The organism is Streptomyces gardneri (genome assembly GCF_006539185.1).
In the GTDB taxonomy this organism is placed as follows: domain Bacteria; phylum Actinomycetota; class Actinomycetes; order Streptomycetales; family Streptomycetaceae; genus Streptomyces; species Streptomyces gardneri.
The window spans coordinates 64703-90657 of record NZ_BJMN01000045.1 but is presented as its reverse complement, the minus strand read 5'-3'; the positions used below and the strand labels follow the sequence as shown (position 1 = coordinate 90657).

Genomic DNA, 25955 nt, shown 5'->3' with positions numbered 1-25955 from the left:
ACTCTTGGGCCGTTCCGACGAGTGAGACTTTAGCGAATTCCTGCCTCCGACGCTAATCGGGCGGCATGCGCTCAGACCTTCGAACGCGGATTCCTCATTTCGCAAAAACACACGGAAAACCAGACGGCGCGGCAAAGCGTCGTCAGCTTCTGTGGGTCTTGCGGAATGGCTGTCCGGGGCCGACCGGGGTCGGTGCTCACGTCGAACAACTCGGAGAACACTACGGATCCGTTAATCCCGTGTCAACCCCCGTCCTCGGGCGTAGCCTCTCCGTATGACTACGCATGCGCACACCACCCAGTGGTGGGCCGCCTGACCGGCGGCCCGCACTCGCGCATGTACCAAGCGGCCGCCGTCCCGGCGGCCGTTCGCGTATCCCCCTCCGGGAGCCGGGCCGTCGAGCCGGCGGCCCGTGGCTGAGGGAGAAGGAACGCGATGACGAGGATCTTCAGCGGGATCAAGCCCACCGGGCATCTCACGCTGGGCAACTATCTCGGGGCCGTACGGCGGTGGGTCGAGGTGGATCAGCACGGGGCGGAGGCGCTGTTCAGCGTCGTGGACCTGCACGCGTTGACCGTGGAGCACGATCCGGGGCGGGTGCGGCGGCTCAGTCGGCAGGCGGCGACGCTGTTGCTGGCCGCAGGGCTGGATCCGAAGCTCTGCACGCTCTTCGTGCAGAGCCATGTGGACGAGCACGCCAGGCTCTCGTACCTGCTGGAGTGCACCGCCACGGACGGTGAGCTGCGGCGGATGATCCAGTACAGGGAGAAGAGCGTGCTGGCGCGGGCCGCCGGGGAGGGTGTGCGGCTGTCGCTGCTCACGTATCCGGTGCTGATGGCCGCGGACATCCTGGCGTACGGGGCCGATGAGGTGCCGGTGGGTGAGGACCAGACGCAGCATGTGGAGCTGACGCGGGACCTGGCGGTGCGGTTCAACCAGCGGTACGGGCACACCTTCACCGTGCCGCGGGCGACCGCGCCGAAGGTGGCCGCGCGGGTCATGGACCTGCAGGACCCCACGTCGAAGATGGGGAAGTCGCACGCGAACGGGGCCGGGATCGTCTATTTGCTGGATGACGCGGAGACCGTGCGGCGGAAGATCATGCGGGCCGTGACCGACAGCGGGCGGGACGTGGAGTACGACCGGGAAGGCAGGCCGGGCGTCGCGAATCTCCTCGATCTGATGGCCGCCGCGACAGATGGGAACCCCGAGGCGCTGGCCGGTGTATATCAATCGTACGGAGCGTTGAAGAAGGACACGGCGGACGCGGTCGTCGAGCTGTTGAGGCCGCTGCGGGAGCGGCATGCCGAGCTCGCGGCGGACCAGGGCCATGTGGATCAGGTGCTACGGGACGGGGCCGAGCGGGCCCGGGGGGTGGCGCGGCCGTTGGTGGATCGGGCCTATCGGGCGATCGGGTTGTTGCCCGCGGGGTGACGGAAGGCGTTGCGGTAGTCGCGCGGGCTGGTGGCGAGGTGCGAGGCGAAGTGCTGGCGCATCGTGACCTCGCTGCCGAAGCCCGCGCGGCGGGCCACCTCGGGGAGGGGGTGGTCGGTGCGTTCGAGGAGTTTCTGGGCGGCGGCGACGCGCTGGGTGATGAGCCAGTGCAGGGGGGTGGTTCCGGTGGTGGCCTGGAAGTGGCGGGCGAAGGAGCGGGGGGACATTCCGGCGTGGGCCGCGAGGCTCGCGACGGTGTGGGGCTCGTCGAGGTGGGCGAGTGCGTGGGCGCGGACGGTGGCGAGGGCGTCGGCGTCGCGGTCGGCGCGTGGGGTGGGGTGCTCGATGAACTGGGCCTGGGTGCCCGTGCGGAAGGGGGCGGTGACCATGGAGCGGGCGACGGAGGCGGCGGCTTCGGCTCCGTGGGCCGTGCGGACGAGGTGGAGGCAGAGGTCGATACCGGCGGCTGTGCCGGCGGACGTCCAGATACCGGTGTCCTCCACGAAGAGCGCGTCGGGCTCGACCCGGATCTCGGGGTGGCGGGCGGCGAGCGTCTGAGCCAGGTGCCAGTGGGTGACGGCCCTGCGGCCGTCGAGGAGGCCCGCGCGGGCGAGGACGAAGGCGCCCGCGCAGAGGGAGGCGACGGGGATGCCTGCGGCGTGGGCGCGGCGGAGGGCTTCGAGGAGGGGGGCCGGGAGGTCGGCGTCGGGGTCCTCTATGCCGGGGACGAGGACCAGGTCCGTGGTGGTGAGTTCGTCGAGCCAGGCGAGGGGGCGGTCGGGGGTGAGGGTGAGTCCGCCGCGGAGGGGGATGGGGGTGTGCGGATCGGTGGCGACCCTGCGGAGCTCGAAGGGTGGGACGCCGCGGGGGGTGCGGTCGCTGCCCCAGACCTCGGTGACGACGGAGACGTCGAAGGCTCGGATGCCGGGGAAGGAGAGGAGGGCGATGCGCTGAGGGGCTGCCATGGCGGGCAGTAAACCATCGATCGCTGGCTTTTCTCCCTCTGGGGCGGTCGGCTCCGCCGCGACAGGATCGTGGGCATGGAGATCAACGAGAACGCAGCGCTGGTGGTCGTCGACGTGCAGAAGGGCTTCGAGCTCGACTACTGGGGGCGGCGGAACAACCCGGAGGCCGAGGGGAACATCGCGGCTCTGATCGATGTGTGGCAGGAGACGGGGCGGCCGGTCGTCTTCGTGCGGCACGACTCGGTGCAGGAGGGCTCGCCCTTGGAGTCGGGGACGGAGGGGAACGGGTTCAAGGACTTCGTCGAGGAGCGGCGGGGGAAGGGCTCCGGGCCGGAGCTGTTGGTCGCGAAGAGTGTGAACTCGGCGTTCTACGGGGAGCCGGATCTGGACGCCTGGCTGAAGGGGGCGGGGATCGAGCAGATCGTGATCGTCGGGATCCAGACGAACATGTGCAACGAGACGACGGCCCGGATGGGCGGGAACCTCGGGTACGAGGTGCTGTTCCCGTTGGACGCGATGCACACCTTCGACCTCGAGGGGCCGTTCGGCTGGACGCAGACGGCGGAGGAGCTGACCCGGGCGACGGCGGTGTCGCTGCACGGCGGGCGGTTCGCCCGGGTCGTCGCCACGGAGGACGTGGTGAAGGGCGCGGTCTCGGCCGGGTAGGTCAGCCGTTGCCGGAGGCGAGCTCGCGGCTGCGGTCGCGGGCGGCTTCGAGGGCGGCGATGAGGGCGGCCCGTACGCCGTGGTTCTCCAGCTCGCGGATGGCGCTGATGGTGGTGCCGGCCGGGGAGGTGACGGCCTCGCGGAGCTTGACGGGGTGTTCGCCGCTGTCGCGGAGCATCACGGCGGCGCCGATGGCGGCCTGGACGATGAGGTCGTGGGCCTGGGCGCGGGGCAGGCCGAGGAGGATGCCGGCGTCGGTCATGGCCTCGACGAGGAAGTAGAAGTAGGCCGGGCCGGAGCCGGAGAGGGCGGTGGCCGCGTCCTGCTGGGACTCGGGGACGCGGAGGGTCTTGCCGACGCCGCCGAAGATCTCCTCGGTGTGGACGAGGTGCGCGGGGGTGGCGTGGCTGCCGCCGGAGATGACGGACATGCCTTCGTCGACGAGGACGGGGGTGTTGGGCATGACGCGGACGACGGGGGTGCCGGTGGCGAGGCGCTCCTCGATGAAGGAGGTGGGGATGCCGGCGGCGGCGCTGATGACGAGACGGTCGGTGGCGACGTGCGGGGCGAGCTCGTCGAGGAGGCGGCCCATGTCCTGGGGCTTGACGGCCAGGATGAGGGTGTCGGCGCGCTTGGCGGCCTCGGCGTTGGTGACGGCCTCGACGCCGTAGCGGGCGTGGAGTTCCTCGGCGCGTTCGCTGCGGCGGGCGGTGACCAGGAGGTTCGCGGGGCGCCAGCCGGCGCGGATCATGCCGCTGAGGAGTGCTTCACCGATCTTGCCGGTGCCGAGGACTGCGACGGTCTGCGTCATGGGTCTTTCACCTCGCCGGAGGGGGTATGTCCCGTCATCCTCGCATCGGCGGAGGCGGTCGTGCGTGGGTGTCCGAGGGGCGGTCATGCCGTGCGGCGGCGGAGGGTGGCCGCGCCGAGGGCGAGGACGAGGACCGCGCAGCCTGCGACGACGAGGGCGTCGCGGACGAAGTCGCCGGTGATCTCGGGGTGGCGGAGGACCTGGTTCATGCCGTCGACGGCGTACGACATGGGCAGGACGTCGGAGATCGCTTCGAGGGCGGGGGCCATCCGGTCGCGCGGGGTGAACAGGCCGCAGAGCAGGAGCTGGGGGAAGATCACGGCCGGCATGAACTGGACGGCCTGGAACTCGGAGGCGGCGAAGGCGGAGACGAAGAGGCCGAGGGCGGTGCCGAGGAGGGCGTCGAGGAGGGCGACCAGGAGGAGGAGCCAGGGGGAGCCGACGACGTCGAGGCCGAGGAACCAGACGGCGAGGCCGGTGGCGAGGGTGGACTGGATGACGGCGAGGAGGCCGAAGGCGAGGGCGTAGCCGGCGATGAGGTCGGCCTTGCCGAGGGGCATGGCGAGGAGGCGTTCCAGGGTGCCGGAGGTGCGTTCCCTGAGGGTGGCGATGGAGGTCACCAGGAACATCGTGATGAGCGGGAAGATGCCGAGGAGGGAGGCGCCGATGTTGTCGAAGGTGCCGGGGCTTCCGTCGAACACGTACCTGAGCAGGAAGAGCATCAGACAGGGGACGAGGAGCATCAGGGCGATCGAGCGGGGGTCGTGGCGCAGCTGACGCAGGACGCGGGCTGCGGTGGCGAGGGTGCGGGCGCCGTTCATGAGCGGGGCTCCTCGTGGGTGGTGCGGGGGTGTCCTGCTCCAGGGTGTGCTGCTCCGGGGTGTGCCGCGCGGGCCGCTGCTGCGTCGACGAGGTGGAGGAAGGCCTCTTCGACGGTGGCGGTGTCGTTGCGGCGGCGGAGGGCTTCGGGGGTGTCCTCGGCGAGGATCTCGCCCTCGCGCATGAGGAGGAGGCGGTGGCAGCGCTCGGCCTCGTCCATGACGTGGGAGGAGACGAGGAGCGTCGTCCCGCGGTCGGCGGCAATCTGGTGGAAGAGGTTCCACAGGTCGCGGCGGAGGACGGGGTCGAGGCCGACGGTGGGTTCGTCGAGGACGAGCAGTTCGGGGGTGCCGAGGAGGGCGACGGCGAGGGAGACGCGGCTGCGCTGGCCTCCGGAGAGCCTGCCGGCGAGGGCGTCTGCGTGCGAGGCGAGGTCGACGTCGGTGATGGCCCGTTCGACTGCGGTGCGGCGGTCGTGGCGGAGGGCTCGGCCGGGGAAGAGGACGGCGGCGAAGTAGTCGAGGTTCTGGCGGACGGTGAGGTCGTCGTAGACCGAGGGGTCCTGGGTGACGTAGCCGATGCGGGAGCGGAGGGTCGGGTCGCCCGCGGGGCGGCCGAGGACCTGGAGGGTGCCACCGACCTTGGCCTGGGTGCCGACGATGGCGCGCATGAGGGTGGTCTTGCCGCAGCCGGAGGGGCCGAGGAGGCCGGTGATGCGGCCGGACGGGACGGTGAAGTCGAGGCCGCGGAGGACGGTGCGCTCGCCTCGGACGGCGGTGAGGGCCTGGGCGGTGACGGCGGCGGTGTCGTGGGCCGCCGGGGCCGGTTCCGTCGAGCGTGCCGCGCCCGTCGGGGAATTCATCATGTGATGAATAGTGCTCCTGGGGGTGCCGACCGTCAAGGACGTGGACAGGCCGGGCGGACTACTTGCGCTTGGGCTTGGGCTTCTTGCGAGTGGCCGGGTTGCCCGTGCGGGCGCCCCGGCGCTTCTCGTACTGGGCGCGGGAGGTCTCGTACTCCGTGCGGCGCAGCTTCTCGCCGGGGGCCTCGGTGAGGCAGCGGAAGAAGTAGGCGAGGAGCGAGCCGATGAAGCCGATCGCCTTCAGGCTGCGCAGCGACTCCTCGCGGCCCGGGTCGGTGGGCCTGGCCGTGAAGCCTTCCCAGGTCTTGCGGAAGGCGATGGCGCTGCAGACCGCGAACATGACGACGACCAGCATGTTGACGAAGCCGCCGATGTTCGCGATCTCCAGGCCCTCATAGGCGAAGCGCAGCACGAAGCAGGCCCCGACCGCGGCGGCCAGCGCGCCGGCGGCGACGCCGACGCGGCGCAGCGCGTAGTGGCCGGTGTGGTCGACCCAGGTCGTGCCGAAGAAACGGATCTCCTCGGGCTGCGGGCCGCCTGCCGCCGCGCCGGGGGTCTGCTCCGTGCCGGGGGTCTGCTCTTCTTCGCTCACAGGGTCGATTATCCCCGGAGCCACGGAGGAGGGCCTCAGGCGCAGCGCGGTGCGACGTAGCTGTCGCTGCCGGTCTTCACGTAGGCGTCGGAGACGTACTCGCCCGGGGCGATGTTGTCCCAGAGGTTGGTGGTGCCGTACGGGCCGCTGACCCATTCGCCGGGCTTCTGGCAGTGGATCGGCACCGTGGAGCCGGCGGCCAGCGACCGGACGATCGCGTACTGGGTGCTCGGGCCCGAGCGCACGTTGACCCGGTAGCCCGGGGCGATCGCGTAGCGCTTCACCGCGGCCGTCGCCGCCACCGCCACCGTCGCCTGAACGTCCGCCGCGGGCTGCTTCTCGTCGGTTCCCATGGTGTCCTCCCCCTGTGGCGCAAAAGCGCTACGCCGAGTTTCACTCTCTGCGACGCGCAGGCTAGCAAGCCCCTCCGACTTCGCGGGCACCATGGACTAGGCTCCGTCGGGTCGCGCACGCGCGTGATGTGACGGGGAATCACACGGGGGTGGGCGATGCCACCGTTGCGCAGTACCGGCGCCGACCGGGATGCGGAGGGGCCCGAGTACGCGGGCGACTACCGCCTCCAGGCATGTCTCGGGTCCGGCGGCATGGGGGTCGTCCATCTCGCCGCCTCGGCCTCCGGCCTGCGGCTCGCGGTCAAGGTCGTACACGCTCGGTATGCGGAGGACCCGGAGTTCAGGGCCCGTTTCCGCCAGGAGGTCGCGGCCGCCCGGCGGGTGAGCGGGGCCTTCACCGCGCCGGTCGTCGACGCCGACCCCGATGCCGTACGCCCCTGGATGGCCACGCTCTACGTCCCCGGGCCGACCCTCGCCGACCAGGTGAAGCGGAACGGCCCCCTGTCCCCCGCCGAACTGCGCCGGCTCACCGCCGGGCTCGCGGAGGCGCTGCGCGACATCCATCGTGCCGGGGTCGTCCACCGGGATCTCAAGCCCAGCAACGTCCTGCTCACCGACACCGGCCCCAAGGTCATCGACTTCGGCATCTCCCGGCCCGTCGACAGCGACCTGCACACCGAGACGGGCAAGCTCATCGGCTCGCCGCCCTTCATGGCGCCCGAGCAGTTCCAGCGCCCCCGGGAGGTCGGGCCCGCGGCGGACGTCTTCGCGCTGGGCTCGGTCCTCGTGCACGCGGCGACCGGGCACGGCCCCTTCGACTCCGACAGCCCGTACATCGTGGCCTACCAGGTCGTCCACGACGAGCCGGATCTGACGGACGTGCCGGAGGAGCTTGCTCCGCTCGTGGCGCGCTGCCTCGCCAAGAATCCCGCCGAGCGGCCGACCCCCGGCGAGATCATGTCGGCGCTGCTGCCGCCCTCGTACGAGGCGGAGGCGTTCATACCGGCCCAGCGGCGGCGCCCCACACTGCCGGAGAGCGAGCCCGGCGGCTGCCCCGCCTGGGACGCGGACACCCGTGTCCGGGCGACCACCGTGGCTCCCCCGCGCCGCCGGCTGCGGATCCGTCCGCGCCTGACCGCCGCACTCGTCGCCGTGCTCGCGCTGACCGGTGCCGGGCTGTACGGGGCGCTGAGCACCCCCGCGAAAAGCGGGCCCGAGGCCCCTGCCCGCCCGGACGAGGTCGCCACGGCCTTCGCGGGCTGGCGGACGCCGCTCCAGGAGCGGGGCCCCACGGCCGCGCCGGCCTGCGCGCACGGCGGCGGCGCGCTGTACTGCGTGGCCCGGGGTGTCGGCATCGCCCGGCTCGACCCCGTCACGGGGCAGGTCCGCTGGTCACGGACCACCCCCATCGACTCGGAGACCCCGACGGCCCCCGCCCTCCTGGCCGACGGCCTCGTCGGCGCCGCCGCCCCCACGGGCCCGCTCCGGGCGTACGACGCCGGGGGCGGCACCCCCGGGTGGAGCGCCGGCGAGACCGGTTCCGCCCCCGAGCTGTACCGGCCCGCCGGCACCGCCGTCGTCCTGTCCGACGGGCGGGGCGGGCTCCGGGCCCTCGACAGCCGCAGCGGGAAGGAGCTCTGGCGGCACGGCCTGACCGGTTTCTCGGTCCCGCGGCTCGGCGCGTACGACGCTCCTTCCGGGCTGCTGGCCGTCTCCGAGACCTCGGCCGACGGGTCGAGCACGCGGGTCGGCACGGTCCGTCCCCGGACCGGCGAGGTGGTCTGGCAGCGGAGCCTGGACGGCGAACTGGCACCGCTGGGCCGCACCGGCGACGGAGCGCTCGTCCTCGCCGACCACTACCAGGACCCGCTGATCGACGGACTGGTGCTGGTGGGCCCCGACGGCTCGGCGGACTCCGTACGGCGGCTGGCGCTGCCCCACCGGATCGACGTCCGGGGCGTCGCCGTGCGCGGCGCGGTCGTCCACATCCTCGACGCGAACGGCCACCTCACCGCCTTCGACACCGCCGCGTCGAAGGGGCGGGTGCTGTGGGAGCTGGAGACGGGCGCCGGAAACGTGTCCGTACCGGTCCTCGGTGGCGACGACCGCCTGTACTTCTCCGTCCAGGACGGGCGGCTGCTCGCGGTCAACACCGCGCGCGGGGCGCTGATCGGCCAGACCCGGCCGCGGCTGCGGAACGGGCGGCTCGGTTACGCGCCCATGGTTCCCGAGCCGCAGGTGGCCGGGGACCGGGTGTTCGGGACGGCGCCCGACGGCTCGGTCTTCGCGGTCGACGCGCGCGAGCCCGAGTCCTGGTGAACCGGTAGGACCACCGGACGTACGACGGCGGGGAGTGGGTGTCGTACCCACTCCCCGCCGTCTGTGCGTTCGTGCGCCGGGCTCAGCCCAGCTTCGTCACGTCCCGGACCGCGCCCTTGTCCGCGCTCGTCGCCATCGCCGCGTACGCCTTCAGCGCCGCCGACACCTTGCGCTCGCGGTTCTTCGGCGCGTACACGCCGTTCAGCGCATCGCGGCGGGCCGCCAGGGTGGCCTCGTCGACGAGGAGGTCGATCGAGCGGTTCGGGATGTCGATACGGATCCGGTCGCCGTCCTCGACGAGCGCGATCGTGCCGCCCGAGGCCGCCTCCGGGGAGGCGTGGCCGATGGACAGGCCCGACGTACCGCCGGAGAAGCGGCCGTCCGTGACCAGCGCGCAGGTCTTGCCCAGGCCCCGGCCCTTGAGGAAGGAGGTCGGGTAGAGCATCTCCTGCATGCCGGGGCCGCCGCGCGGGCCCTCGTAGCGGATGACGACCACGTCGCCGTCGGTGACCTGCTTGTTGAGGATCTTCTCGACGGCCTCGTCCTGCGACTCGCAGACGACCGCCGGGCCCTCGAAGGTCCAGATCGACTCGTCGACGCCGGCCGTCTTCACGACGCAGCCGTCCACGGCCAGGTTGCCGCGCAGGACCGCGAGGCCGCCGTCCTTCGAGTACGCGTGGGCCGCGTCGCGGATGCAGCCGCCGGCCGCGTCGACGTCCAGCGACTCCCAGCGCTCGGACTGCGAGAAGGCGGTCGCCGAGCGGACGCAGCCGGGGGCCGCGTGGAACAGCTCGATGGCCTCGTCCGTGGCGGAGCCGCCGCGGACGTCCCAGGTGTCCAGCCACTCCTTGATGGAGGCGGAGTGGACAGTGTTGACGTCCTCGTTGAGCAGGCCCGCGCGGTAGAGCTCGCCGAGGATCGCCGGGATGCCGCCCGCCCGGTGCACGTCCTCCATGTAGTACGTGCGGTCCTTGGCGACGTTCGGCGCGACCTTGGCCAGGCAGGGCACCCGGCGCGAGATCTCGTCCATGTCGCTGAGGCCGTAGTCCAGCTCGGCCTCCTGGGCGGCGGCGAGCAGGTGCAGGATCGTGTTGGTCGAGCCGCCCATGGCGATGTCGAGCGCCATCGCGTTCTCGAAGGCCGCGCGGGTCGCGATCGAGCGCGGCAGGACGGAGGCGTCGTCCTCGTCGTAGTACCGGCGGGTGATGTCGACGACCGTGCGCGCCGCGTTCTCGTACAGCGCCTTGCGGCCGGTGTGGGTCGCGAGCAGCGAGCCGTTGCCGGGGAGGGAGAGGCCGATCGCCTCGGTCAGGCAGTTCATCGAGTTGGCGGTGAACATGCCGGAACAGGAGCCGCAGGTCGGACAGGCGTTCTCCTCGATCCGGGCGATGTCCTCGTCCGAGATCTTGGGGTTCACGGCGTCGGAGATCGCGTCGACCAGGTCGAGCGTCCGGACGGTGCCGTCGACGAGCGTGGCGCGGCCGGACTCCATCGGGCCGCCGGAGACGAAGACCGTCGGGATGTTGAGGCGCAGGGCGGCCATCAGCATGCCGGGGGTGATCTTGTCGCAGTTGGAGATGCAGATCAGGGCGTCGGCGCAGTGCGCCTCGACCATGTACTCCACGCTGTCCGCGATCAGGTCGCGGGACGGGAGGCTGTAGAGCATGCCGCCGTGGCCCATCGCGATGCCGTCGTCGACGGCGATCGTGTTGAACTCGCGGGCGATGCCGCCGGCGGCCGTGATGGCGTCGGAGACGATCCGGCCGACCGGCTGGAGGTGGGTGTGGCCGGGGACGAACTCCGTGAAGGAGTTGGCCACGGCGATGATGGGCTTCCGGCCGATGTCCGCGCCGGGTACACCGGAGGCGCGCATAAGGGCGCGTGCGCCCGCCATGTTGCGGCCGTGGGTGACTGTGCGGGACCTCAGCTCGGGCATCGTCGCTCGCTCCTCGTGATGGGTGTGCTTGCCTTCGAGCGTACGCCGACGCTCCAAGATCTGGACAGCCTGTCCGTATGGCGGACGGCGTGTTCAGGTTTCGGTCAGGTTCGGGCGGGTGGGGATCTCGGTCGGGGTGAGCCTCTCGGCTCTCGGTCGGGCGAGGCTCTCAGCTCTCGGTCAGGTACCGCTGGAGCGTCGGTGCCACCTGGGCCACGATCTCCTCCGGATCGGCGGAGGCCAGCGGCTCGACCTGGATCACGTACCGCAGGATCACGATCCCGATCATGTGGGAGGCGGCCAGCTCCGCCCGGAAGCTCGGTTCCGGTACGTCGAGTTCGGCCGCGATCCGTTCCAGGAGCCGGCGGAGCACGAAGGTCCGCAGCACCTTGGCCGCGGCCTCGTGGGTCAGCGCGGAGCGGACGATCGCAAGGAGCGGGGCGCGGCTGACCGGGTTCTCCCAGACGCCGATGAAGAAGCGCGCGAGCCGTTCGCCGATGGCCTCGCGCGGGCCGCCGAGGATCGCAGGGACGACGAGCGCCGGCTCGAAGGAGACCTCGATCGCGGCCGCGAAGACCTCGTCCTTCGTCCCGAAGTAGTGGTGCACGAGCGCCGGGTCCACGCCGGCGGCCTTGGCGATGCCGCGGACGGAGGCCTTGTCGTACCCGCGCTCCGCGAACTGCGTACGGGCCGCCTCCAGGATGCGTTCGCGCGCGCCCGGTCCGCTGTCCTCCTCGGTACGGGACGGGCGGCCGCGCCGGCGGGGGGCCGGGCCGGTCATGGGCGCGGAGCCCGTTCGGCCGGACGGGAGGGGCGGCCCGCGGCGGACGCGAGGTGGAGGCGGGTGAAGGCGAGGGCCTCGGCGAGGTCGGCCTCGCGTTCGGCGGCTGACATCGCGCGGCGGGTGTTGACCTCGATGACGACGTGGCCGTCGAAGCCGGTGAGCGCGAGCCGCTCCAGGAGCTCGGCGCAGGGCTGCGTGCCGCGCCCCGGGACCAGGTGCTCGTCCTTGGCGGAGCCCTTGCCGTCGGCGAGGTGGACGTGGCCGAGGCGGTCGCCCATGCGGTCGATCATCGCGAGGGCGTCGGTGCGGGCGGTCGCGGTGTGCGAGAGGTCGACCGTGAAGTGCCGGTAGTCGTCCTTCGTGACGTCCCACTCGGGGGCGTACGCGAGCATCTCGCGGTCCTTGTACCGCCACGGGTACATGTTCTCGACGGCGAACCGGACGTCGGTCTCGTCCGCCATCCGCCAGATGCCGGTGACGAAGTCCTTCGCGTACTGGCGCTGCCAGCGGAACGGCGGGTGCACGACGACCGTCGACGCGCCGAGCCGCTCGGCGGCCGCCTGCGCGCGCTGGAGCTTGACCCACGGGTCGGTGGACCAGACGCGCTGGGTGATGAGGAGGCAGGGGGCGTGGACGGCCAGGATCGGGACCTGGTGGTAGTCGGAGAGGCGGCGCAGCGCCTCGACGTCCTGGCTGACGGGGTCGGTCCACACCATGACCTCGACGCCGTCGTACCCGAGGCGCGCGGCGATCTCGAAGGCCGTCGCCGTCGACTCCGGATAGACCGAGGCCGTCGACAGGGCGACCTTCGCATCCGGGATGCGCACCACTGGTTCTGCCACCCGGACAGGGTACGGGGCGGGCCGGGGGCCCGGGAGGTGGTTCGGGTCACGCCGGAGCGCGGAGACGCGCGCGTGGAGGGTGTTTCGGGTTCACGCGCGCGTGGGGGTGCCGTGGGGTGTTCGGGGTGCACGCGCGCGTGGCCGTGTGGCGGCTACTCCTCCGGGAGGTGGTCCAGGCGGCGGAGGATGACGCCCTCGCGCAGCGCCCACGGGCAGATCTCCAGCTCCTCCACGCCGAGCAGGTCCATCGCGCCCTCCGCGACGAGCGCGCCCGCGAGGAGCTGCGGGGCCCGGCCCTCCGAGACGCCAGGCAGGGCCGCGCGCTCGGGGACGGTCATCGCGGCGAGGCGCGGGACCCACTCCTCCAGGGACTTCCGGGACAGGACCCGCTGGACGTACAGGCCGTCCCCCGAACCGGGCGCGCCGGCGATCCTGGCGAGCTGCTTGAAGGTCTTGGAGGTGGCCACGACGTGGTCGGGGCGGCCGAAGCGGCTGAACTCGCCGACCGTACGGGCGATCTGTGCCCGGAGGTGGCGGCGCAGCGCCTTCACGTCGGCGGAGTCGGCCGGGTCGCCGGGCAGCCAGCCCGAGGTGAGCCGGCCGGCGCCGAGCGGCAGGGAGACCGCCGTGTCCGGGTCCTCGTCGATGCCGTACGCGACTTCGAGGGAGCCGCCCCCGATGTCGAGGAGCAGGAGCTTGCCCGCGGACCAGCCGAACCAGCGGCGGGCGGCGAGGAAGGTGAGCCGGGCCTCCTCCTCACCGGTGAGGACCTGGAGGTCGACCCCGGTCTCGTCCTTGACCCGGGCGAGGACGGCGTCGGCGTTGGTGGCCTCGCGCACGGCCGAGGTCGCGAACGGCAGCACCTCCTCGCAGCCCTTGTCCTCGGCCGCCTGAAGGGCCTCCCGGACGGTCCCGATCAGCCGCTCGACCCCGTCGGGCGCGATGGCACCCCGCTCGTCGAGGAGCTCGGCGAGCCGCAGCTCCGCCTTGTGGGAGTGGGCGGGCAGCGGGCGGGCGCCGGGGTGGGCGTCCACCACCAGCAGGTGCACTGTGTTCGAACCGACGTCGAGGACTCCGAGTCTCATGGGCGGAACGCTACTGCGCCGACCCGCATACGCTTGGCGTTGTGCCAAAGACGAAGCAGGCGAAGCCGGGCAAGGACACCAGCGGCGAGACCGGTGTGAAGGCCGGCAAGGCGAGCAAGGCCGGTAAGGCCGGTAAAGCGGAGAAGGCCGTGAAGAGCGCCAAGAAGCGGAGCAAGGGCGTGGAGCCGGACGAGAAGACGCTGGATTTCGCGCGGGCGTGGGTCGAGTTTCCCGATCCGGCCGACGCCGAGCAGGTGTTCCGCTGCGACCTGACCTGGCTGACCTCGCGCTGGACGTGCATCTTCGGCAGCGGCTGCCAGGGCATCCAGGCGGGCCGGGCCGACGACGGCTGCTGCACGCTGGGCGCGCACTTCTCCGACGACGACGACGAGAAGCGGGTCGCGTCGCACGTGGCCCGGCTCACGCCGGAGCTGTGGCAGTTCCACGACGTCGGTACGGACTCGGGCTGGGTGCAGCTCGACGAGGACGGCGACCGGCAGACCCGCCGCTGGGAGGGTTCCTGCATCTTCCAGAACCGTCCCGGCTTCGCGGGCGGCGCGGGCTGCTCGCTGCACATCCTGGCCCTGAAGGAGGGCAAGGAGCCGCTGGAGACCAAGCCGGACGTGTGCTGGCAGCTGCCGGTGCGCCGGACGTACGACTGGATCGACCGGCCCGACGACACCCGGGTCCTCCAGGTGTCGATCGGCGAGTACGACCGCCGGGGCTGGGGTCCGGGCGGCCACGACCTGCACTGGTGGTGCACCTCGGCCACCTCGGCTCACGGGGCCGGGGAGCCCGTCTACGTCACGTACCGGCCGGAGCTGACGGAGATGATGGGCAAGGAGGCGTACGAGGTCCTCGTGGGGCTGTGCGAGGCCCGGCTGGCCTCGCAGCTGCCGCTGGTGGCCCCGCACCCGGCCGACCCGACCTCCTAGGACGTCGGGCCTCCCCGGGACGTCGAACCTCCCTGGGACGTCCGGCCTTCTGCCTGCGCCTGCGCGGTCAGGGGCCGGACGGCGGCGGGTCGTCCGTCGTCGGCGGGGGCGTGCCCGGGTCCGTCGTGCCCGGATCGGTCGTCGGTGGGGGCGTCGTCGGATCCGTCGTGGGCGGTGAGGTGGGCGGTGTCGTCGGGTCGGTCGTCGGCGGAGGCGTCGTCGGATCCGTGGTCGGCGGTGACGTGGGGGGTGTCGTCGGGTCCGTCGGCTGAGGCGTCGTCGGGGGTGTCGTCGGATCCGTGGTCGGCGGGCTCGTCGGCGGCGATGTCGGCGGGCTCGTCGGGGGGCTCGTCGGCGGTGTGGTCGGGTCGGTCGTCGTCGGCGGCGGGGTGACCGGTCGGGTGACCTGCGGCGGGGCGGTCTGCCCCTGGCCGTCGATCCTGACGACCGCGCCCGAGGGGTTCACGCCGACGCGGGCGCTCCACGCGCCCGCGGGTTCGCGCCCGTGGTCGACGCGTACGACGATCGTGATCGTCTCGCCGGGCCGGAGCGTGCCGGAGGCCCGGCTCACGTACAGCCAGGGGGCGTCCGTCCACAGCGACCAGCTGACGGGCGAGCCTCCGTCGGCGGTGAGCGTGAGCATCGTCAGGTCGCCGGAGCAGCGCGCGTCGACCGTGAGCCGGCCGGAAGCGGGCTCGCCGGGCCTGGAGGGGCTCCCGGGGCTGGTGGGACCGCCGGGGTTGAGGACCTCGACCGAGACGTCAGGGGAGCGGCTGCCGCGGGTGAAGCGGGGCTCGGGGGTGGTGCGGGCGTTGCCCGCGTTCTCGTAGCGGTCGTACGGGCGGCCGTCCTCGTCCACCGGTTCGTCGGCCTCCCGCGCGCTGATCCTGGTGCCGCCCTGGACTCCCTCGTCGGCGGCCGGGGTCCCGCGGTACGAGGTCCACAGCGCGAGGACCGGGGCGGCCACGACGGCCGCGACGACCGTGGTCGTCACCGCGCGGGCCCGCAGCCGGTCGCGGCGGGCCGTGTGGTCCTTGGGATCCATCGGGAAACCGGTCGGGGCGAAGCGCGGGGCACCGGCACGCGCGCGGGGGACGTGCAGCATCGCCATGTACGCGGCGGCCCTGGGCGCGTCGACCAGCGGCAGCCTGTCCGGCGGGAGGGACCCGGCGCCGGGCCAGGGACCGGTGGCACCCACCCGCTCGGCGGACCTGCGGCAGCGGGGGCAGTCGTCGACGTGCCGGACGAGTTCGGCGCGGAGGGCGGCGGAGAGGAGCACCCGGCGGTCGCCGGTGAGCCGGGCGACGGTGGGGCAGCTCCCGGTCTCGACGACGGCGAGGGCCGCGCGGGTCCGCTCGACCTCGCAGGCGGCGGTGGCGAGGAGCTCGCGGGCGGCGAGCGGGTCGAGGGAGAGCACGGCCGCGACCTGGCGGTGGCTCAGGCCGTGGCGGACGGCGAGCTCCAGGGCCTCGCGCTGCTCGGGGGTGGTGCCGGCGGCCTCGGGCCAGGCGAGTTTCGCGAGTTCGGCGCGGCGGCGCTCGGCGGTCTCCTCGGAGACCGGGGGCGGCTCGGGCGCGGTGACGGCGGGGCGGCCGGTGTGGGCGCCCTGGCGCTTGCGGCGCTGCTCGGCGAGGCTGCGCAGACAGGCCCAGCGGGCGAGGGCGTACAGCCAGGCGGTCCGGCCCTCCTCGTCGGAGGGGCAGCGGCCGAAGTGGCGCTCGGCGACGGCGAGGATGTCGCCGAGGACGGCGGTGGCCGTGTCGTGCTCGCAGAGCACGGAGAGGCAGTACGTGTAGAGGCCGTCGAGTGCGGCCTCGTACCGGGCGGGGGGCCGCTGGCCGAGCGTGCGCGGTCCCTGCTCCGCGGCGCCGCGGTGCGCCCGGTGTGCGCCGGTGGTGCGTGTGGGGGGATCCAGCCTGCTGCTCGTCACGGGGCGACGGTAGGCAGGGCGGGGGGTCCACTTCGTACCGGTCGAGCACTTCTCATTCTTACGGGTGAAGCTATCGCTCGAAGGGGGACAGGAACCTCACATTCCGTCACTCGATCGAGGAAGGGCCCCGGCCCGGACAAGCACTGGCCGTCGCTGTCAGTGGGGGCCGCTACGGTGTGGAGCATGGCTGCCCGTACGAAAACCGCCAAGGACAGGCCGTCCTACCGCTGCACCGAGTGCGGCTGGCAGACGGCCAAGTGGCTCGGCCGCTGCCCCGAGTGCCAGGCCTGGGGGACGGTCGAGGAGTACGGCGCGCCCGCCGTCCGGACCACCGCTGCCGGCCGGGTCTCCACCGCCGCCCTCCCCATCGGGCAGGTCGACGGCCGGCAGGCGACCGCCCGCTCGACCGGCGTCGACGAGCTGGACCGGGTCCTCGGCGGGGGCCTGGTGCCCGGCGCCGTCGTCCTGCTCGCGGGCGAGCCCGGCGTCGGCAAGTCCACGCTCCTGCTCGACGTGGCCGCCAAGGCGGCGAGCGACGAGCACCGCACGCTGTACGTCACGGGCGAGGAGTCCGCGAGCCAGGTCCGGCTGCGCGCCGACCGGATCAACGCGCTCAGCGACCATCTGTACCTGGCGGCCGAGACCGACCTGTCGGCCGTCCTGGGCCACCTGGACGCCGTGAAGCCCTCGCTGCTGATCATGGACTCGGTGCAGACCGTCGCCTCCCCCGAGATCGACGGCGCTCCCGGTGGCATGGCGCAGGTCCGCGAGGTCGCCGGGGCCCTCATCCGGGCCTCCAAGGAACGGGGCATGTCCACGCTCCTCGTCGGCCACGTCACCAAGGACGGCGCCATCGCCGGACCCCGGCTCCTGGAGCACCTGGTCGACGTCGTCCTGAGCTTCGAGGGCGACCGGCACGCGCGCCTGCGCCTGGTCCGGGGTGTGAAGAACCGGTACGGGGCGACGGACGAGGTCGGCTGCTTCGAGCTGCACGACGAGGGCATCACGGGCCTGGCCGACCCGTCCGGGCTCTTCCTGACCCGGCGTGACGTGGCCGTGCCGGGCACCTGTCTGACGGTGACCCTGGAGGGCCGTCGGCCGCTCGTCGCCGAGGTCCAGTCGCTGACCGTGGACTCCCAGATCCCCTCCCCGCGCCGGACCGTCTCCGGTCTGGAGACCTCCCGGGTCTCGATGATGCTGGCGGTCCTGGAGCAGCGCGGCCGGATCAGCGCGCTGGGCAAGCGCGACATCTACAGCGCGACCGTGGGCGGTGTGAAGCTGTCCGAGCCCGCCGCCGACCTGGCGATCGCGCTCGCCCTCGCCTCCGCGGCGAGCGACACCCCGCTGCCGAAGAACCTGGTCGCGATCGGCGAGGTCGGGCTCGCGGGCGAGGTCCGCCGGGTGACGGGCGTCCAGCGCCGGCTGGCCGAGGCGCACCGGCTGGGCTTCACGCACGCGCTGGTCCCGCCGGACCCGGGCAAGGTGCCGGCGGGCATGAAGGTGACAGAGGTCGCGGACATGGGCGACGCCCTGCGCGTCCTGCCCCGCACGCGCCGCGCGCCGCGCTCGGAGGGCGCGGAGGGATAGCGGGGGGGGAAAGCGGGGGATGGCGGCGGGCCGCGCCGAGCGGTTCCGGAGACCGTACGGAGGCCGTTCGGGATGCCGTACGGATGCCGTTCGGAGGCCGTTCGGAAGCCGTGCAGCGGTCGTACAAGGGCCGTCGGAGGTCGTACGGAAGCGTCCGCGGAGGTCGTACGGAAGCATCCGCGGAGGTCGTACGGAAGCATCCGCGGGGGTCGTACGGAAGCGTCCGCGGAGGTCGTACGGAAGCGTCCGCGGGGGTAGACGAGGGGGCTTCGGGGGTAGGCGAGGGGGCACGACCGGGCGCCCTCGGGCCCTTCCGCCGCACCCTTGACCGGCGCGAGGCGGAGGGTGGCGGGGTGGTGTCGCTAGACTTTGCCCTGGTCTCGCCCATCCGTACGAGCCGGAGGAGTGCAGTGGCAGCGAAGGACGGGGCAGCAGCTCCCGGGAAGTCCGGCGCGAGCTCCGGCAACGAAGCGCTGATGCGCGCCGCCCTGAGCGCCGTCGCGCCGGGCACCGCGCTGCGTGACGGCCTGGAGCGGATCCTCCGGGGCAACACGGGCGGTCTCATCGTGCTGGGCCTCGACAAGACGGTCGACGCGATGGCCACCGGCGGCTTCGTGCTGGACGTCGAGTTCGCCGCGACGCGCCTGCGCGAGCTGTGCAAGCTCGACGGCGCGCTCGTCCTCGACAAGGACATCACCAAGATCCACCGCGCCGGTGTGCAGCTGGTCCCGGACGCCTCCATCCCCACCGAGGAGACCGGCACCCGCCACCGCACCGCGGACCGGGTCTCCAAGCAGTGCAACTTCCCGGTCGTCTCCGTCTCGCAGTCGATGCGTCTGATCGCGCTGTACGTGAACGGTGAGCGCCGGGTCCTGGAGGAGTCGGCCGCGATCCTCTCCCGCGCCAACCAGGCGCTCGCGACCCTGGAGCGGTACAAGCTCCGGCTCGACGAGGTGGCCGGCACGCTCTCCGCGCTGGAGATCGAGGACCTGGTCACGGTCCGGGACGTCACGGCTGTCGCCCAGCGCCTGGAGATGGTGCGCCGGATCGCCACCGAGATCGCCGAGTACGTGGTCGAGCTCGGCACCGACGGGCGGCTCCTGTCGCTCCAGCTCGACGAGCTGATCGCGGGCGTGGAGCCGGAGCGCGAGCTGGTCGTCCGGGACTACGTGCCCGAGCCCACCGCCAAGCGCTCGCGGACGGTCGCCGAGGCGCTCACCGAGCTGGACGCGCTCAGCCACACCGAGCTGCTCGAACTTCCCGTCGTGGCGAGGGCGCTGGGCTACAGCGGTTCGCCCGAGACCCTCGACTCGGCCGTCTCGCCGCGCGGCTACCGGCTCCTCGCGAAGGTGCCGCGGCTGCCGGGCGCGATCATCGAGCGGCTCGTGGAGCACTTCGGCGGGCTGCAGAAGCTCCTCGCGGCGAGTGTCGACGACCTCCAGACCGTCGACGGGGTCGGCGAGGCACGCGCCCGCAGCGTGCGCGAGGGCCTCTCGCGGCTCGCGGAGTCCTCGATCCTGGAGCGGTACGTCTAGCGGTACGTCTAGCGGTACGTCTCGCGGTGTGTCCAAGGGGCGTCCTGCCCTGAACCGGGGCTGAACCTGCGGCCCGGCCCTGCGGCCGGGCGGTCCGGTCGGCTCAGTCCTTGGCCAGGGTGAACGAGGCCGGGGCCACCTTCGCGCCCGCCATCGTCGCCTCCACCAGGTAGGTCCCGGGGCCGGCCTGGCCCGCCGGGGCCGTGGCGCACTGCGGCGCGCTGCGCCCGCGGTCCCACTCCACGGTGTGGGTCACCGTGGTCTGCGCGGGGACGCTCAGCAGGAGCGGGTTGCCGGGGCGCGGGCAGTCGTCGGAGGCCCAGACCGCGTCGGCCTGCTTGTCGCTGATCGTCAGCACCGCGCTGCGCGGCCCGAAGTCGGCCTTGCAGGCGGTGTCCGAGGTGTTCTTGACGACCAGGTGGAAGCGGGGCTTCTCGCCCGCCTCGTAGGAGAGCTTGGCGCTGCGCAGGCTCAACTGCAGCGCTTCGGCGGGGCAGTTCGGGAGCGGAGAATTGGCCGGAACCTGCTGTCCCGCACCGGTGCCCGCGCCTCCGTCGCCACCCGCGCCGTCGGTGTCGCCGTTCTTCCCGGTGCCGCCGGCGCCGGAGTCCGTACCGGCGTCGGCGCCCTCACCGGGGCCCGAGCCCGCGTCCGTACCGGATCCGGCGGAGCCACCGTCGCCGCTGCCGCCGTCGCCCGACGTGTCACCGGAGCCGCCGGAGTCGCTCGACTCGTCGCGGCCACCGGGCTGTTGGCTGATCGCCGGGCCGGTGCCGGACGGGCCGGGAGTGATCGAAGGAGGTGTGGGCGACGAGCCGTTGGCGGCGTCGTTCGCCTTCTTCCCGCCGCCGTCGCCCGAGGTCACAGCCCATACGGCGAGCAGGGCGAGAACCGCCACCAGGCACACGGCCACCGCCCTCCGTCGCCAATAGATGGTGGAGGGAAGCGGCCCGACCGGATTGCGCAAAGATCCCACGACCCGAACCTTACGAGAGATCCGGCCCAACTCCCGCCCCACCCGCCGCCCGAGGCATCAAGTTTTGCCGATGATCACATCCGTCGGCGCCGGGAACTTTTCCCGAACAGGCCTGAAGCGGACCGGAATCACCGGGATCCGGCACGCCCCCCACTTTCGTCGGGGGTCGCTCTGGTCGTTGGCCCGGGGCGACGAGCTCCGAATTCCGGTTAGCGTCATCCACCATGGACTCCCTCCTCGACCTCTCCGATCGGCTCTACCTCGACGTCGCCGACTTCGCCCACTCCACCCCGCACTGGTTCCAGTGGCTCGCGGAGGTGTGGACCGAGGCGGGGCTGCTGCTCTTCGGCGTGCTGTTCCTGGCCGGCTGGTGGCGCTCCCGGGACGGATCGAGCCGGCTGATGGCGCTCGCGCTGCTCGCCCCGCTCGCCACCGCCTTCGGTTACGTGGTGAGCGAGGGGCTGAAGTCGCTGATCGACGAGGAGCGGCCGTGCCGGGCGGTCCTCGGGGCGCCCGCCGCGCTCGTGGAGTGCCCGCCGTACGGCGACTGGTCCTTCCCGAGCAACCACTCGGCCATCGCGGGCGCCGCCGCCGTCGCGCTCGCCCTGTCCTGGCGCGGGATGGTCTGGCTGACCGTGCCGATGGCGCTGCTCATGGCGTTCTCGCGGGTCTTCGTCGGCGTGCACTACCCGCACGACGTGACCGCCGGCGTGCTGCTCGGCGCCCTGGTCGCCTTCCTCGTCATGCGGGCGGCGGAGCGGCCGGTGCGGTCGCTGGTGGAGACGGCCAGGTCGAGCCGGAGCTCGGCCGTCGTGTGGTGCGCGGGGCGCGGACCCCGTGCGCACGCCGCCCCGCACGCCTCTTCGCACGCGCACGCCTCCCCGTACGCCTCCCCGCACGCCGACCGGCCCGAGCGCTCGCGCCACGGCGCGCGCTGATCCCGTCGCGGACGTGCCAGGATCGGAGGTGCCATGACTTCCATCGACACTCCCCCCGGTCCCCCGGCCCCAGTGGCCCCCTCCCTCCCGCCGGAACTGCACGGGCCCGTCCTCGCCTGGTTCGACCGGCACGCCCGTGACCTGCCCTGGCGCCGTCCCGAGGCCGGAGCCTGGGGGGTGATGGTCAGCGAGTTCATGCTCCAGCAGACGCCCGTCGTCCGGGTCCTTCCGGTCTACGAGCAGTGGCTCGCGCGCTGGCCGCGCCCCGCCGACCTGGCCGCCGAGGCCCCCGGCGAGGCCGTCCGCGCCTGGGGCAGGCTCGGCTATCCGCGCCGGGCCCTGCGCCTGCACGCGGCGGCCACGGCCATAACGGAACGGCACCGCGGCGACGTCCCCCGCGACCACGGTCAGCTGCTCTCGCTGCCCGGGATCGGCGAGTACACGGCGGCCGCGGTGGCCTCCTTCGCGTACGGGCAGCGGCACGCGGTCCTGGACACCAATGTGCGCCGGGTCTTCGCGCGGGCGGCGACCGGCGTGCAGTACCCGCCGAACGCGACCACGGCCGCCGAGCGCCGGCTCGCCCGGGCGCTGCTCCCGGAGGACGAGGCGACGGCCTCCCGCTGGGCCGCCGCCTCGATGGAGCTGGGCGCGCTGGTCTGCACGGCGCGGAACGAGGACTGCGGGCGCTGCCCGATCGCCGAGCGCTGCGCGTGGCAGCTGGCGGGCAAGCCGGCGCACGACGGCCCGCCGCGGCGCGGCCAGACGTACGCGGGCACGGACCGGCAGGTACGGGGCCGGCTGCTCGCGGTGCTGCGCGAGTCGACGGACCCGGTGGCGCAGGCGGCGCTGGACGCGGTCTGGGACGAGCCGATGCAGCGGACCAGGGCCTTGGACGGCCTGGTCGCGGACGGTCTCGTCGAGCCGCTGGAGGACGGGTTGTACCGCCTGCCGCTCTCCTGAGGCAGCCGCGGCGAAACCTCCTCCGTTCCCTCTGTTACACAACCGATGGGTAGCCGTGCGTCCACCGACGGCTGCCCCGCACAGCCCCGTGACACAGCCTCCGTAGCGTCGTCCACGACACGAGGAAATGGCTGGTCACGGGGATGGAGGCGGTTCGGATGAGGCACGGAGAGGTGCTCGACTTCGAGGAGTACGTACGCACGCGGCAGGACGCGCTGCTGCGCAGTGCCCGTCGTCTCGTACCCGACCCGGTCGACGCCCAGGACCTCCTCCAGACCGCGCTGGCCAGGACGTACGGCCGCTGGGACGGCATCGCCGACAAGTCCCTCGCCGACGCCTACCTGCGCCGGGTCATGATCAACACCCGGACCGAGTGGTGGCGCTCCCGCAAGCTCGAAGAGGTCCCCACCGAGCAGCTGCCCGACGCGAGCGTGGACGACCCGACCGAGCAGCACGCCGACCGGGCCCTCCTCATGGACATCCTGAAGGTGCTCGCGCCGAAGCAGCGCAGCGTCGTCGTCCTGCGCCACTGGGAGCAGATGAGCACCGAGGAGACGGCCGCCGCGCTCGGGATGTCGACGGGTACGGTGAAGTCGACGCTCCACCGCGCGCTGGCCCGGCTCCGTCAGGAGCTGGAGAGCCGCGACCTCGACGCCCGCGCCCTGGGCCGGACGGGAGAGCGGGCGGACGTACGAGGTCACGAAGGGGGGCGGGGGCGGTGCGCGGCCTAGACGCCGAAACCGACGACGGCAGAGAACACGGCGGCGACGACCGGTACGGCACCGGGCGGCGCCGCCCTCGCCGTACCGTCAAGGCGGCGAGCGTCACGGCGGTGGCCGGGCTCGTCGCCGTCGGGCTGTCCGTCGCCGCCTGCTCCACCGGCGGCACGGGCTCCCGCGACGAGGGCGCTGCCCGCGTCGACGAGACCGCCGCGGCGGCGCCCAGCCCCTCCTCCCCCGCCGCGTCCACCGGTCCGCAGTCCGCCGAGCGGGTGGATCCGATCGCGCTGCTCAAGGACGACCCGAAGATCGGCGAGCGGCTCAAGGACGATCTGAAGCCGTGCGTCGCGGACGCGTACCCGGTCGACGCCTCCTACGGGAACCTCACGGGCAGCGCCGCACCCGATGTCGTCGTCAATGTGATGACCTGCGGCGATGCCGTCGGCATCGGCACGTACGTCTACCGGAAGCACAGCGACCGGTACGAGAACGTGTTCATGGCGGAGGACGCTGCGGTCTACGGGACGATCGACCGGGGCGATCTGATCGTCACCAAGCAGGTGTACGCCAAGGGCGACCCGGTCGCGTATCCCTCGGGCGAGGACGTGATCACGTACCGCTGGTCGGGGAACAAGTTCACCCAGCACGACTGGGTGCACAACGACTACAGCCGCGCCGTCGGGGACGGCGAGGCCGCGGTGGAGCCGGCGCCGAGCGAACCCACCGACGCGAGCTGACCGTCCTGGCCGCGGAGTGGCCACGACACCGCACCACCCGCGCCACCTGCACCACCCGCACCACCCAGCAGCACAGACCCCCGAAGGGCACGCACGATGGCCGAAACACATGTCCTGTTCGTCGAGGACGACGACGTCATCCGTGAGGCCACCCAGCTCGCCCTGGAGCGGGACGGCTTCCGGGTCACCGCGATGCCCGACGGGCTCTCCGGCCTGGACGCCTTCCGGGCGCAGCGGCCGGACATCGCCCTCCTCGACGTGATGCTGCCGGGCATGGACGGCGTCAGCCTCTGCCGCCGCATCCGTGACGAGTCGACCGTGCCGGTGATCATGCTGTCGGCGCGCGCCGACTCGATCGACGTCGTCCTCGGCCTGGAGGCCGGGGCCGACGACTACGTCACGAAGCCCTTCGACGGCTCCGTCCTCATGGCCCGCATCCGCGCCGTCCTGCGGCGCTTCGGGCACGCGGGCGGCTCCGGCCCCGGCGAGCACGGGGACGAGTCGGCGGACAGCGGCGGGCTGCTCGCCTTCGGCGACCTGGAGGTCGACACCGAGGGCATGGAGGTCCGCAAGGACGGGGCGCAGGTGGCCCTGACCCCGACCGAGATGCGGCTGCTCCTGGAGTTCTCGTCCGCTCCGGGCACGGTGCTGTCCCGCGACAAGCTCCTGGAGCGGGTCTGGGACTACGGCTGGGGCGGCGACACCCGGGTGGTGGACGTCCATGTGCAGCGACTGCGCGCCAAGATCGGCCAGGACCGGATCGAGACGGTCCGGGGCTTCGGCTACAAGCTCAAGGGCTAGAGGGCCAGAGGGTGTCATTCCGACCCGTGAAACCGCTGGCCCTCCGTACCGGGGTCCGCTGGAAGATCGCCGTCGCCATCGCGGCGGTCGGCGCGCTCATCGCGGTCACGCTGAGCGTGGTCGTGCACAACGCCGCCCGTATCTCGATGCTCGACAACGCGCGCGAGGTGCAGATGGAGCGGCTGCTCTTCGCCCAGCGGATGTACGAGACGTCGAAGCCGAAGGAGCCCCGCTTCGGCACGAAGATCAACGACCCGGCGCTGCCGGCCCAGCTCGACCAGCTGATGCGGGACCGGCGGCGCGGCACCTTCGTGCAGGAGCACCGGAACGGCGGGCCGCCCGACGTGTGGGCCGCGGTGCCGCTCGCCAACGGCGACGTCCTGTCGCTGCACATCCCCTTCGCCGACCGCAGCACGGCGATCATGAACGATCTGGACCGGGCGCTCGTCATCGGCTCGGTCTCCGTGGTGTTCGGCGGCTGCGCCCTCGGCGTGCTCATCGGCGGCCAGCTCTCGCGGCGGCTGCGGAAGGCCGCCGCGGCGGCCGGGCGGGTCGCCCAGGGCAACACGGACGTACGCGTACGGGACGCGATCGGCGGGGTCGTCCGGGACGAGACCGACGAGCTGGCCCGGGCGGTCGACGCCCTGACCGACGCCCTGAACGAGCGGATCGAGGCCGAGCGCCGGGTCACCGCGGACATCGCGCACGAGCTGCGCACCCCCGTGACCGGGCTGCTCACGGCGGCCGAGCTGCTGCCTCCGGGGCGGCCGACCGAGCTCGTCCGGGACCGGGCGCAGGCGATGCGGACGCTGGTCGAGGACGTCCTGGAGGTGGCCCGGCTCGACAGCGCGTCGGAGCGGGCCGAGCTCCAGGAGATCGCGCTCGGCGAGTTCGTCGAGCGGCGGGTGCGGGCGCTCGACCCCGACGTCGTCGTCCGGGTCGTCCACGACTCCTGGGTGAACACCGACCCGCGCCGCCTGGAGCGCATCCTGGGCAATCTGCTCGCGAACGCCGCCAAGCACGGCAAGCCGCCGGTGGAGGTCACCGTCGAGGGCCGGGTCGTCCGGGTCCGTGACCACGGTCCGGGCTTCCCCGAGGCGCTCCTCAAGGAGGGCCCGAGCCGCTTCCGTACGGGGACGAGCGACCGCGCGGGCCAGGGCCACGGCCTGGGGCTGACGATCGCGGCGGGCCAGGCGCGGGTGCTCGGCGCCCGGCTGACCTTCCGGAACGTGGCGTCGGCGGCGGCCCCGGGGGGCGTGGGCGGCGCCATCGCGGTGCTGTGGCTGCCGGACCACGCGCCGACGAACACGGGCAGCTTTCCCATGCTGAGGCTGTCGAACTGACCGGACGGCCGGCCGGCTCACAGGCC

General features: G+C 73.0%; 24 protein-coding genes. 12 read left to right on the top strand and 12 right to left on the bottom strand.

Annotation, left to right across the window (positions count from 1 at the left end):
* Positions 1 to 435: 435 nt before the first annotated feature.
* Entirely contained in the window at positions 436 to 1434 is a 999-nt protein-coding gene (trpS, locus tag SGA01_RS31050; RefSeq protein ID WP_141300618.1) for a tryptophan--tRNA ligase, read from the top strand.
* Here trpS and SGA01_RS31045 read toward each other — a convergent pair.
* A complete protein-coding gene (locus SGA01_RS31045; RefSeq protein ID WP_141300615.1) occupies positions 1401 to 2399 on the bottom strand; it encodes a GlxA family transcriptional regulator in 999 nt (332 codons plus the stop codon). The two genes, trpS and SGA01_RS31045, sit on opposite strands and share 34 nt — an antisense overlap.
* Positions 2400 to 2474: 75 nt before the next feature.
* Between SGA01_RS31045 and SGA01_RS31040 the strand changes: the two genes are divergently transcribed.
* Positions 2475 to 3065 (top strand): cysteine hydrolase family protein, encoded by a 591-nt coding sequence (locus tag SGA01_RS31040; RefSeq protein WP_141300613.1) that lies wholly within the window; start codon positions 2475 to 2477, stop codon positions 3063 to 3065.
* A gap of 1 nt (position 3066) precedes the next feature.
* Here the strand turns inward: SGA01_RS31040 and proC are convergent, their stop codons facing one another.
* From proC to SGA01_RS31015, 5 genes are all read right to left on the bottom strand, one after another.
* Complete coding sequence (gene proC / locus SGA01_RS31035) at positions 3067 to 3876, bottom strand: pyrroline-5-carboxylate reductase (protein ID WP_055642819.1); 810 nt, start codon at positions 3874 to 3876, stop codon at positions 3067 to 3069.
* 83 nt (positions 3877 to 3959) lie between these two features.
* Positions 3960 to 4697: an ABC transporter permease gene (locus SGA01_RS31030; RefSeq protein ID WP_141300612.1), complete on the bottom strand. Its 738-nt coding sequence runs from the start codon at positions 4695 to 4697 to the stop codon at positions 3960 to 3962.
* A complete protein-coding gene (locus SGA01_RS31025; RefSeq protein ID WP_229918253.1) occupies positions 4694 to 5560 on the bottom strand; it encodes an ABC transporter ATP-binding protein in 867 nt (288 codons plus the stop codon). Before SGA01_RS31025 ends, SGA01_RS31030 begins: the two co-directional genes overlap by 4 nt.
* A 58-nt stretch (positions 5561 to 5618) precedes the next feature.
* Entirely contained in the window at positions 5619 to 6149 is a 531-nt protein-coding gene (locus SGA01_RS31020) for a hypothetical protein (RefSeq protein ID WP_141300610.1), read from the bottom strand.
* Between the two features lie 35 nt (positions 6150 to 6184).
* On the bottom strand, positions 6185 to 6502 hold the full coding sequence (locus SGA01_RS31015; protein WP_055642815.1) for an SH3 domain-containing protein: 318 nt from the start codon (positions 6500 to 6502) through the stop codon (positions 6185 to 6187).
* Positions 6503 to 6658: 156 nt separating this feature from the next.
* On the opposite strand from SGA01_RS31015, the gene SGA01_RS31010 reads away from it, so the two are divergent.
* Positions 6659 to 8821, top strand: coding sequence for a serine/threonine-protein kinase (locus SGA01_RS31010; RefSeq protein WP_141300608.1), 2163 nt, complete (start codon positions 6659 to 6661; stop codon positions 8819 to 8821).
* 82 nt (positions 8822 to 8903) lie between these two features.
* On the opposite strand, the gene ilvD is transcribed toward SGA01_RS31010, so the two are convergent.
* The 4 genes from ilvD to SGA01_RS30990 form a co-directional block, all read right to left on the bottom strand.
* Entirely contained in the window at positions 8904 to 10757 is a 1854-nt protein-coding gene (gene ilvD, locus SGA01_RS31005) for a dihydroxy-acid dehydratase (RefSeq protein ID WP_141300606.1), read from the bottom strand.
* 169 nt (positions 10758 to 10926) lie between these two features.
* Complete coding sequence (locus SGA01_RS31000) at positions 10927 to 11538, bottom strand: TetR/AcrR family transcriptional regulator (RefSeq protein WP_141300604.1); 612 nt, start codon at positions 11536 to 11538, stop codon at positions 10927 to 10929.
* The gene (locus SGA01_RS30995) at positions 11535 to 12383 is read right to left on the bottom strand and encodes a sugar phosphate isomerase/epimerase family protein (RefSeq protein ID WP_141300602.1); all 849 of its coding nucleotides are present in this window, start codon (positions 12381 to 12383) and stop codon (positions 11535 to 11537) included. Before SGA01_RS30995 ends, SGA01_RS31000 begins: the two co-directional genes overlap by 4 nt.
* 152 nt (positions 12384 to 12535) lie before the next feature.
* Positions 12536 to 13468 (bottom strand): Ppx/GppA family phosphatase, encoded by a 933-nt coding sequence (locus SGA01_RS30990; protein ID WP_055642810.1) that lies wholly within the window; start codon positions 13466 to 13468, stop codon positions 12536 to 12538.
* A gap of 41 nt (positions 13469 to 13509) precedes the next feature.
* On the opposite strand from SGA01_RS30990, the gene SGA01_RS30985 reads away from it, so the two are divergent.
* Positions 13510 to 14403, top strand: a complete 894-nt coding sequence (locus tag SGA01_RS30985; RefSeq protein WP_141300600.1) for a DUF3109 family protein — start codon at positions 13510 to 13512, stop codon at positions 14401 to 14403.
* 67 nt (positions 14404 to 14470) lie between these two features.
* Here the strand turns inward: SGA01_RS30985 and SGA01_RS30980 are convergent, their stop codons facing one another.
* Positions 14471 to 16333 carry a BACON domain-containing protein gene (locus tag SGA01_RS30980; protein ID WP_141300598.1) on the bottom strand — a complete coding sequence of 621 codons (1863 nt, stop codon included), beginning with the start codon at positions 16331 to 16333 and terminating at the stop codon, positions 14471 to 14473.
* A 183-nt stretch (positions 16334 to 16516) separates the two neighbouring features.
* Here SGA01_RS30980 and radA point away from each other — a divergent pair, with 183 nt between their 5' ends.
* Positions 16517 to 17920, top strand: coding sequence for a DNA repair protein RadA (radA, locus tag SGA01_RS30975; RefSeq protein WP_141300596.1), 1404 nt, complete (start codon positions 16517 to 16519; stop codon positions 17918 to 17920).
* Positions 17921 to 18330: 410 nt separating this feature from the next.
* Positions 18331 to 19455 carry a DNA integrity scanning diadenylate cyclase DisA gene (gene disA / locus SGA01_RS30970; protein WP_055642806.1) on the top strand — a complete coding sequence of 375 codons (1125 nt, stop codon included), beginning with the start codon at positions 18331 to 18333 and terminating at the stop codon, positions 19453 to 19455.
* Positions 19456 to 19558: 103 nt separating this feature from the next.
* Here the strand turns inward: disA and SGA01_RS30965 are convergent, their stop codons facing one another.
* Entirely contained in the window at positions 19559 to 20431 is an 873-nt protein-coding gene (locus SGA01_RS30965; RefSeq protein ID WP_141300594.1) for a hypothetical protein, read from the bottom strand.
* 224 nt (positions 20432 to 20655) lie between these two features.
* On the opposite strand from SGA01_RS30965, the gene SGA01_RS30960 reads away from it, so the two are divergent.
* The 6 genes from SGA01_RS30960 to cseC all read left to right on the top strand — a co-directional run bounded on the left by SGA01_RS30960 (position 20656) and on the right by cseC (position 25929).
* Positions 20656 to 21369 carry a phosphatase PAP2 family protein gene (locus SGA01_RS30960; protein ID WP_141300592.1) on the top strand — a complete coding sequence of 238 codons (714 nt, stop codon included), beginning with the start codon at positions 20656 to 20658 and terminating at the stop codon, positions 21367 to 21369.
* Between the two features lie 33 nt (positions 21370 to 21402).
* On the top strand, positions 21403 to 22329 hold the full coding sequence (locus SGA01_RS30955; RefSeq protein WP_229918252.1) for an iron-sulfur binding domain-containing protein: 927 nt from the start codon (positions 21403 to 21405) through the stop codon (positions 22327 to 22329).
* A 158-nt stretch (positions 22330 to 22487) separates the two neighbouring features.
* On the top strand, positions 22488 to 23060 hold the full coding sequence (locus tag SGA01_RS30950) for a SigE family RNA polymerase sigma factor (RefSeq protein ID WP_055642803.1): 573 nt from the start codon (positions 22488 to 22490) through the stop codon (positions 23058 to 23060).
* Positions 23048 to 23785: a hypothetical protein gene (locus tag SGA01_RS30945; protein WP_141300591.1), complete on the top strand. Its 738-nt coding sequence runs from the start codon at positions 23048 to 23050 to the stop codon at positions 23783 to 23785. Before SGA01_RS30950 ends, SGA01_RS30945 begins: the two co-directional genes overlap by 13 nt.
* A 96-nt stretch (positions 23786 to 23881) precedes the next feature.
* Positions 23882 to 24586, top strand: a complete 705-nt coding sequence (gene cseB, locus SGA01_RS30940) for a two-component system response regulator CseB (RefSeq protein ID WP_055642802.1) — start codon at positions 23882 to 23884, stop codon at positions 24584 to 24586.
* A 26-nt stretch (positions 24587 to 24612) separates the two neighbouring features.
* Complete coding sequence (gene cseC, locus SGA01_RS30935; RefSeq protein ID WP_141300589.1) at positions 24613 to 25929, top strand: two-component system sensor histidine kinase CseC; 1317 nt, start codon at positions 24613 to 24615, stop codon at positions 25927 to 25929.
* The last annotated feature ends 26 nt before the right edge of the window (positions 25930 to 25955 follow it).

Excerpts from the sequence above, each read along its gene's own strand:
- SGA01_RS30950 (WP_055642803.1), top strand. The coding sequence starts at position 22,488 with ATGAGGCACGGAGAGGTGCTCGACTTCGAGGAGTACGTACGCACGCGG.
- cseB (WP_055642802.1), top strand. The coding sequence starts at position 23,882 with ATGGCCGAAACACATGTCCTGTTCGTCGAGGACGACGACGTCATCCGT.
- SGA01_RS31040 (WP_141300613.1), top strand. The coding sequence starts at position 2,475 with ATGGAGATCAACGAGAACGCAGCGCTGGTGGTCGTCGACGTGCAGAAG.
- SGA01_RS30990 (WP_055642810.1), bottom strand. The coding sequence starts at position 13,468 with ATGAGACTCGGAGTCCTCGACGTCGGTTCGAACACAGTGCACCTGCTG.
- SGA01_RS30955 (WP_229918252.1), top strand. The coding sequence starts at position 21,403 with ATGACTTCCATCGACACTCCCCCCGGTCCCCCGGCCCCAGTGGCCCCC.
- trpS (WP_141300618.1), top strand. The coding sequence starts at position 436 with ATGACGAGGATCTTCAGCGGGATCAAGCCCACCGGGCATCTCACGCTG.
- ilvD (WP_141300606.1), bottom strand. The coding sequence starts at position 10,757 with ATGCCCGAGCTGAGGTCCCGCACAGTCACCCACGGCCGCAACATGGCG.
- radA (WP_141300596.1), top strand. The coding sequence starts at position 16,517 with ATGGCTGCCCGTACGAAAACCGCCAAGGACAGGCCGTCCTACCGCTGC.
- SGA01_RS31015 (WP_055642815.1), bottom strand. The coding sequence starts at position 6,502 with ATGGGAACCGACGAGAAGCAGCCCGCGGCGGACGTTCAGGCGACGGTG.
- SGA01_RS31010 (WP_141300608.1), top strand. The coding sequence starts at position 6,659 with ATGCCACCGTTGCGCAGTACCGGCGCCGACCGGGATGCGGAGGGGCCC.
- SGA01_RS31025 (WP_229918253.1), bottom strand. The coding sequence starts at position 5,560 with ATGATGAATTCCCCGACGGGCGCGGCACGCTCGACGGAACCGGCCCCG.
- SGA01_RS31045 (WP_141300615.1), bottom strand. The coding sequence starts at position 2,399 with ATGGCAGCCCCTCAGCGCATCGCCCTCCTCTCCTTCCCCGGCATCCGA.
- SGA01_RS30960 (WP_141300592.1), top strand. The coding sequence starts at position 20,656 with ATGGACTCCCTCCTCGACCTCTCCGATCGGCTCTACCTCGACGTCGCC.
- SGA01_RS31030 (WP_141300612.1), bottom strand. The coding sequence starts at position 4,697 with ATGAACGGCGCCCGCACCCTCGCCACCGCAGCCCGCGTCCTGCGTCAG.
- proC (WP_055642819.1), bottom strand. The coding sequence starts at position 3,876 with ATGACGCAGACCGTCGCAGTCCTCGGCACCGGCAAGATCGGTGAAGCA.
- SGA01_RS31000 (WP_141300604.1), bottom strand. The coding sequence starts at position 11,538 with ATGACCGGCCCGGCCCCCCGCCGGCGCGGCCGCCCGTCCCGTACCGAG.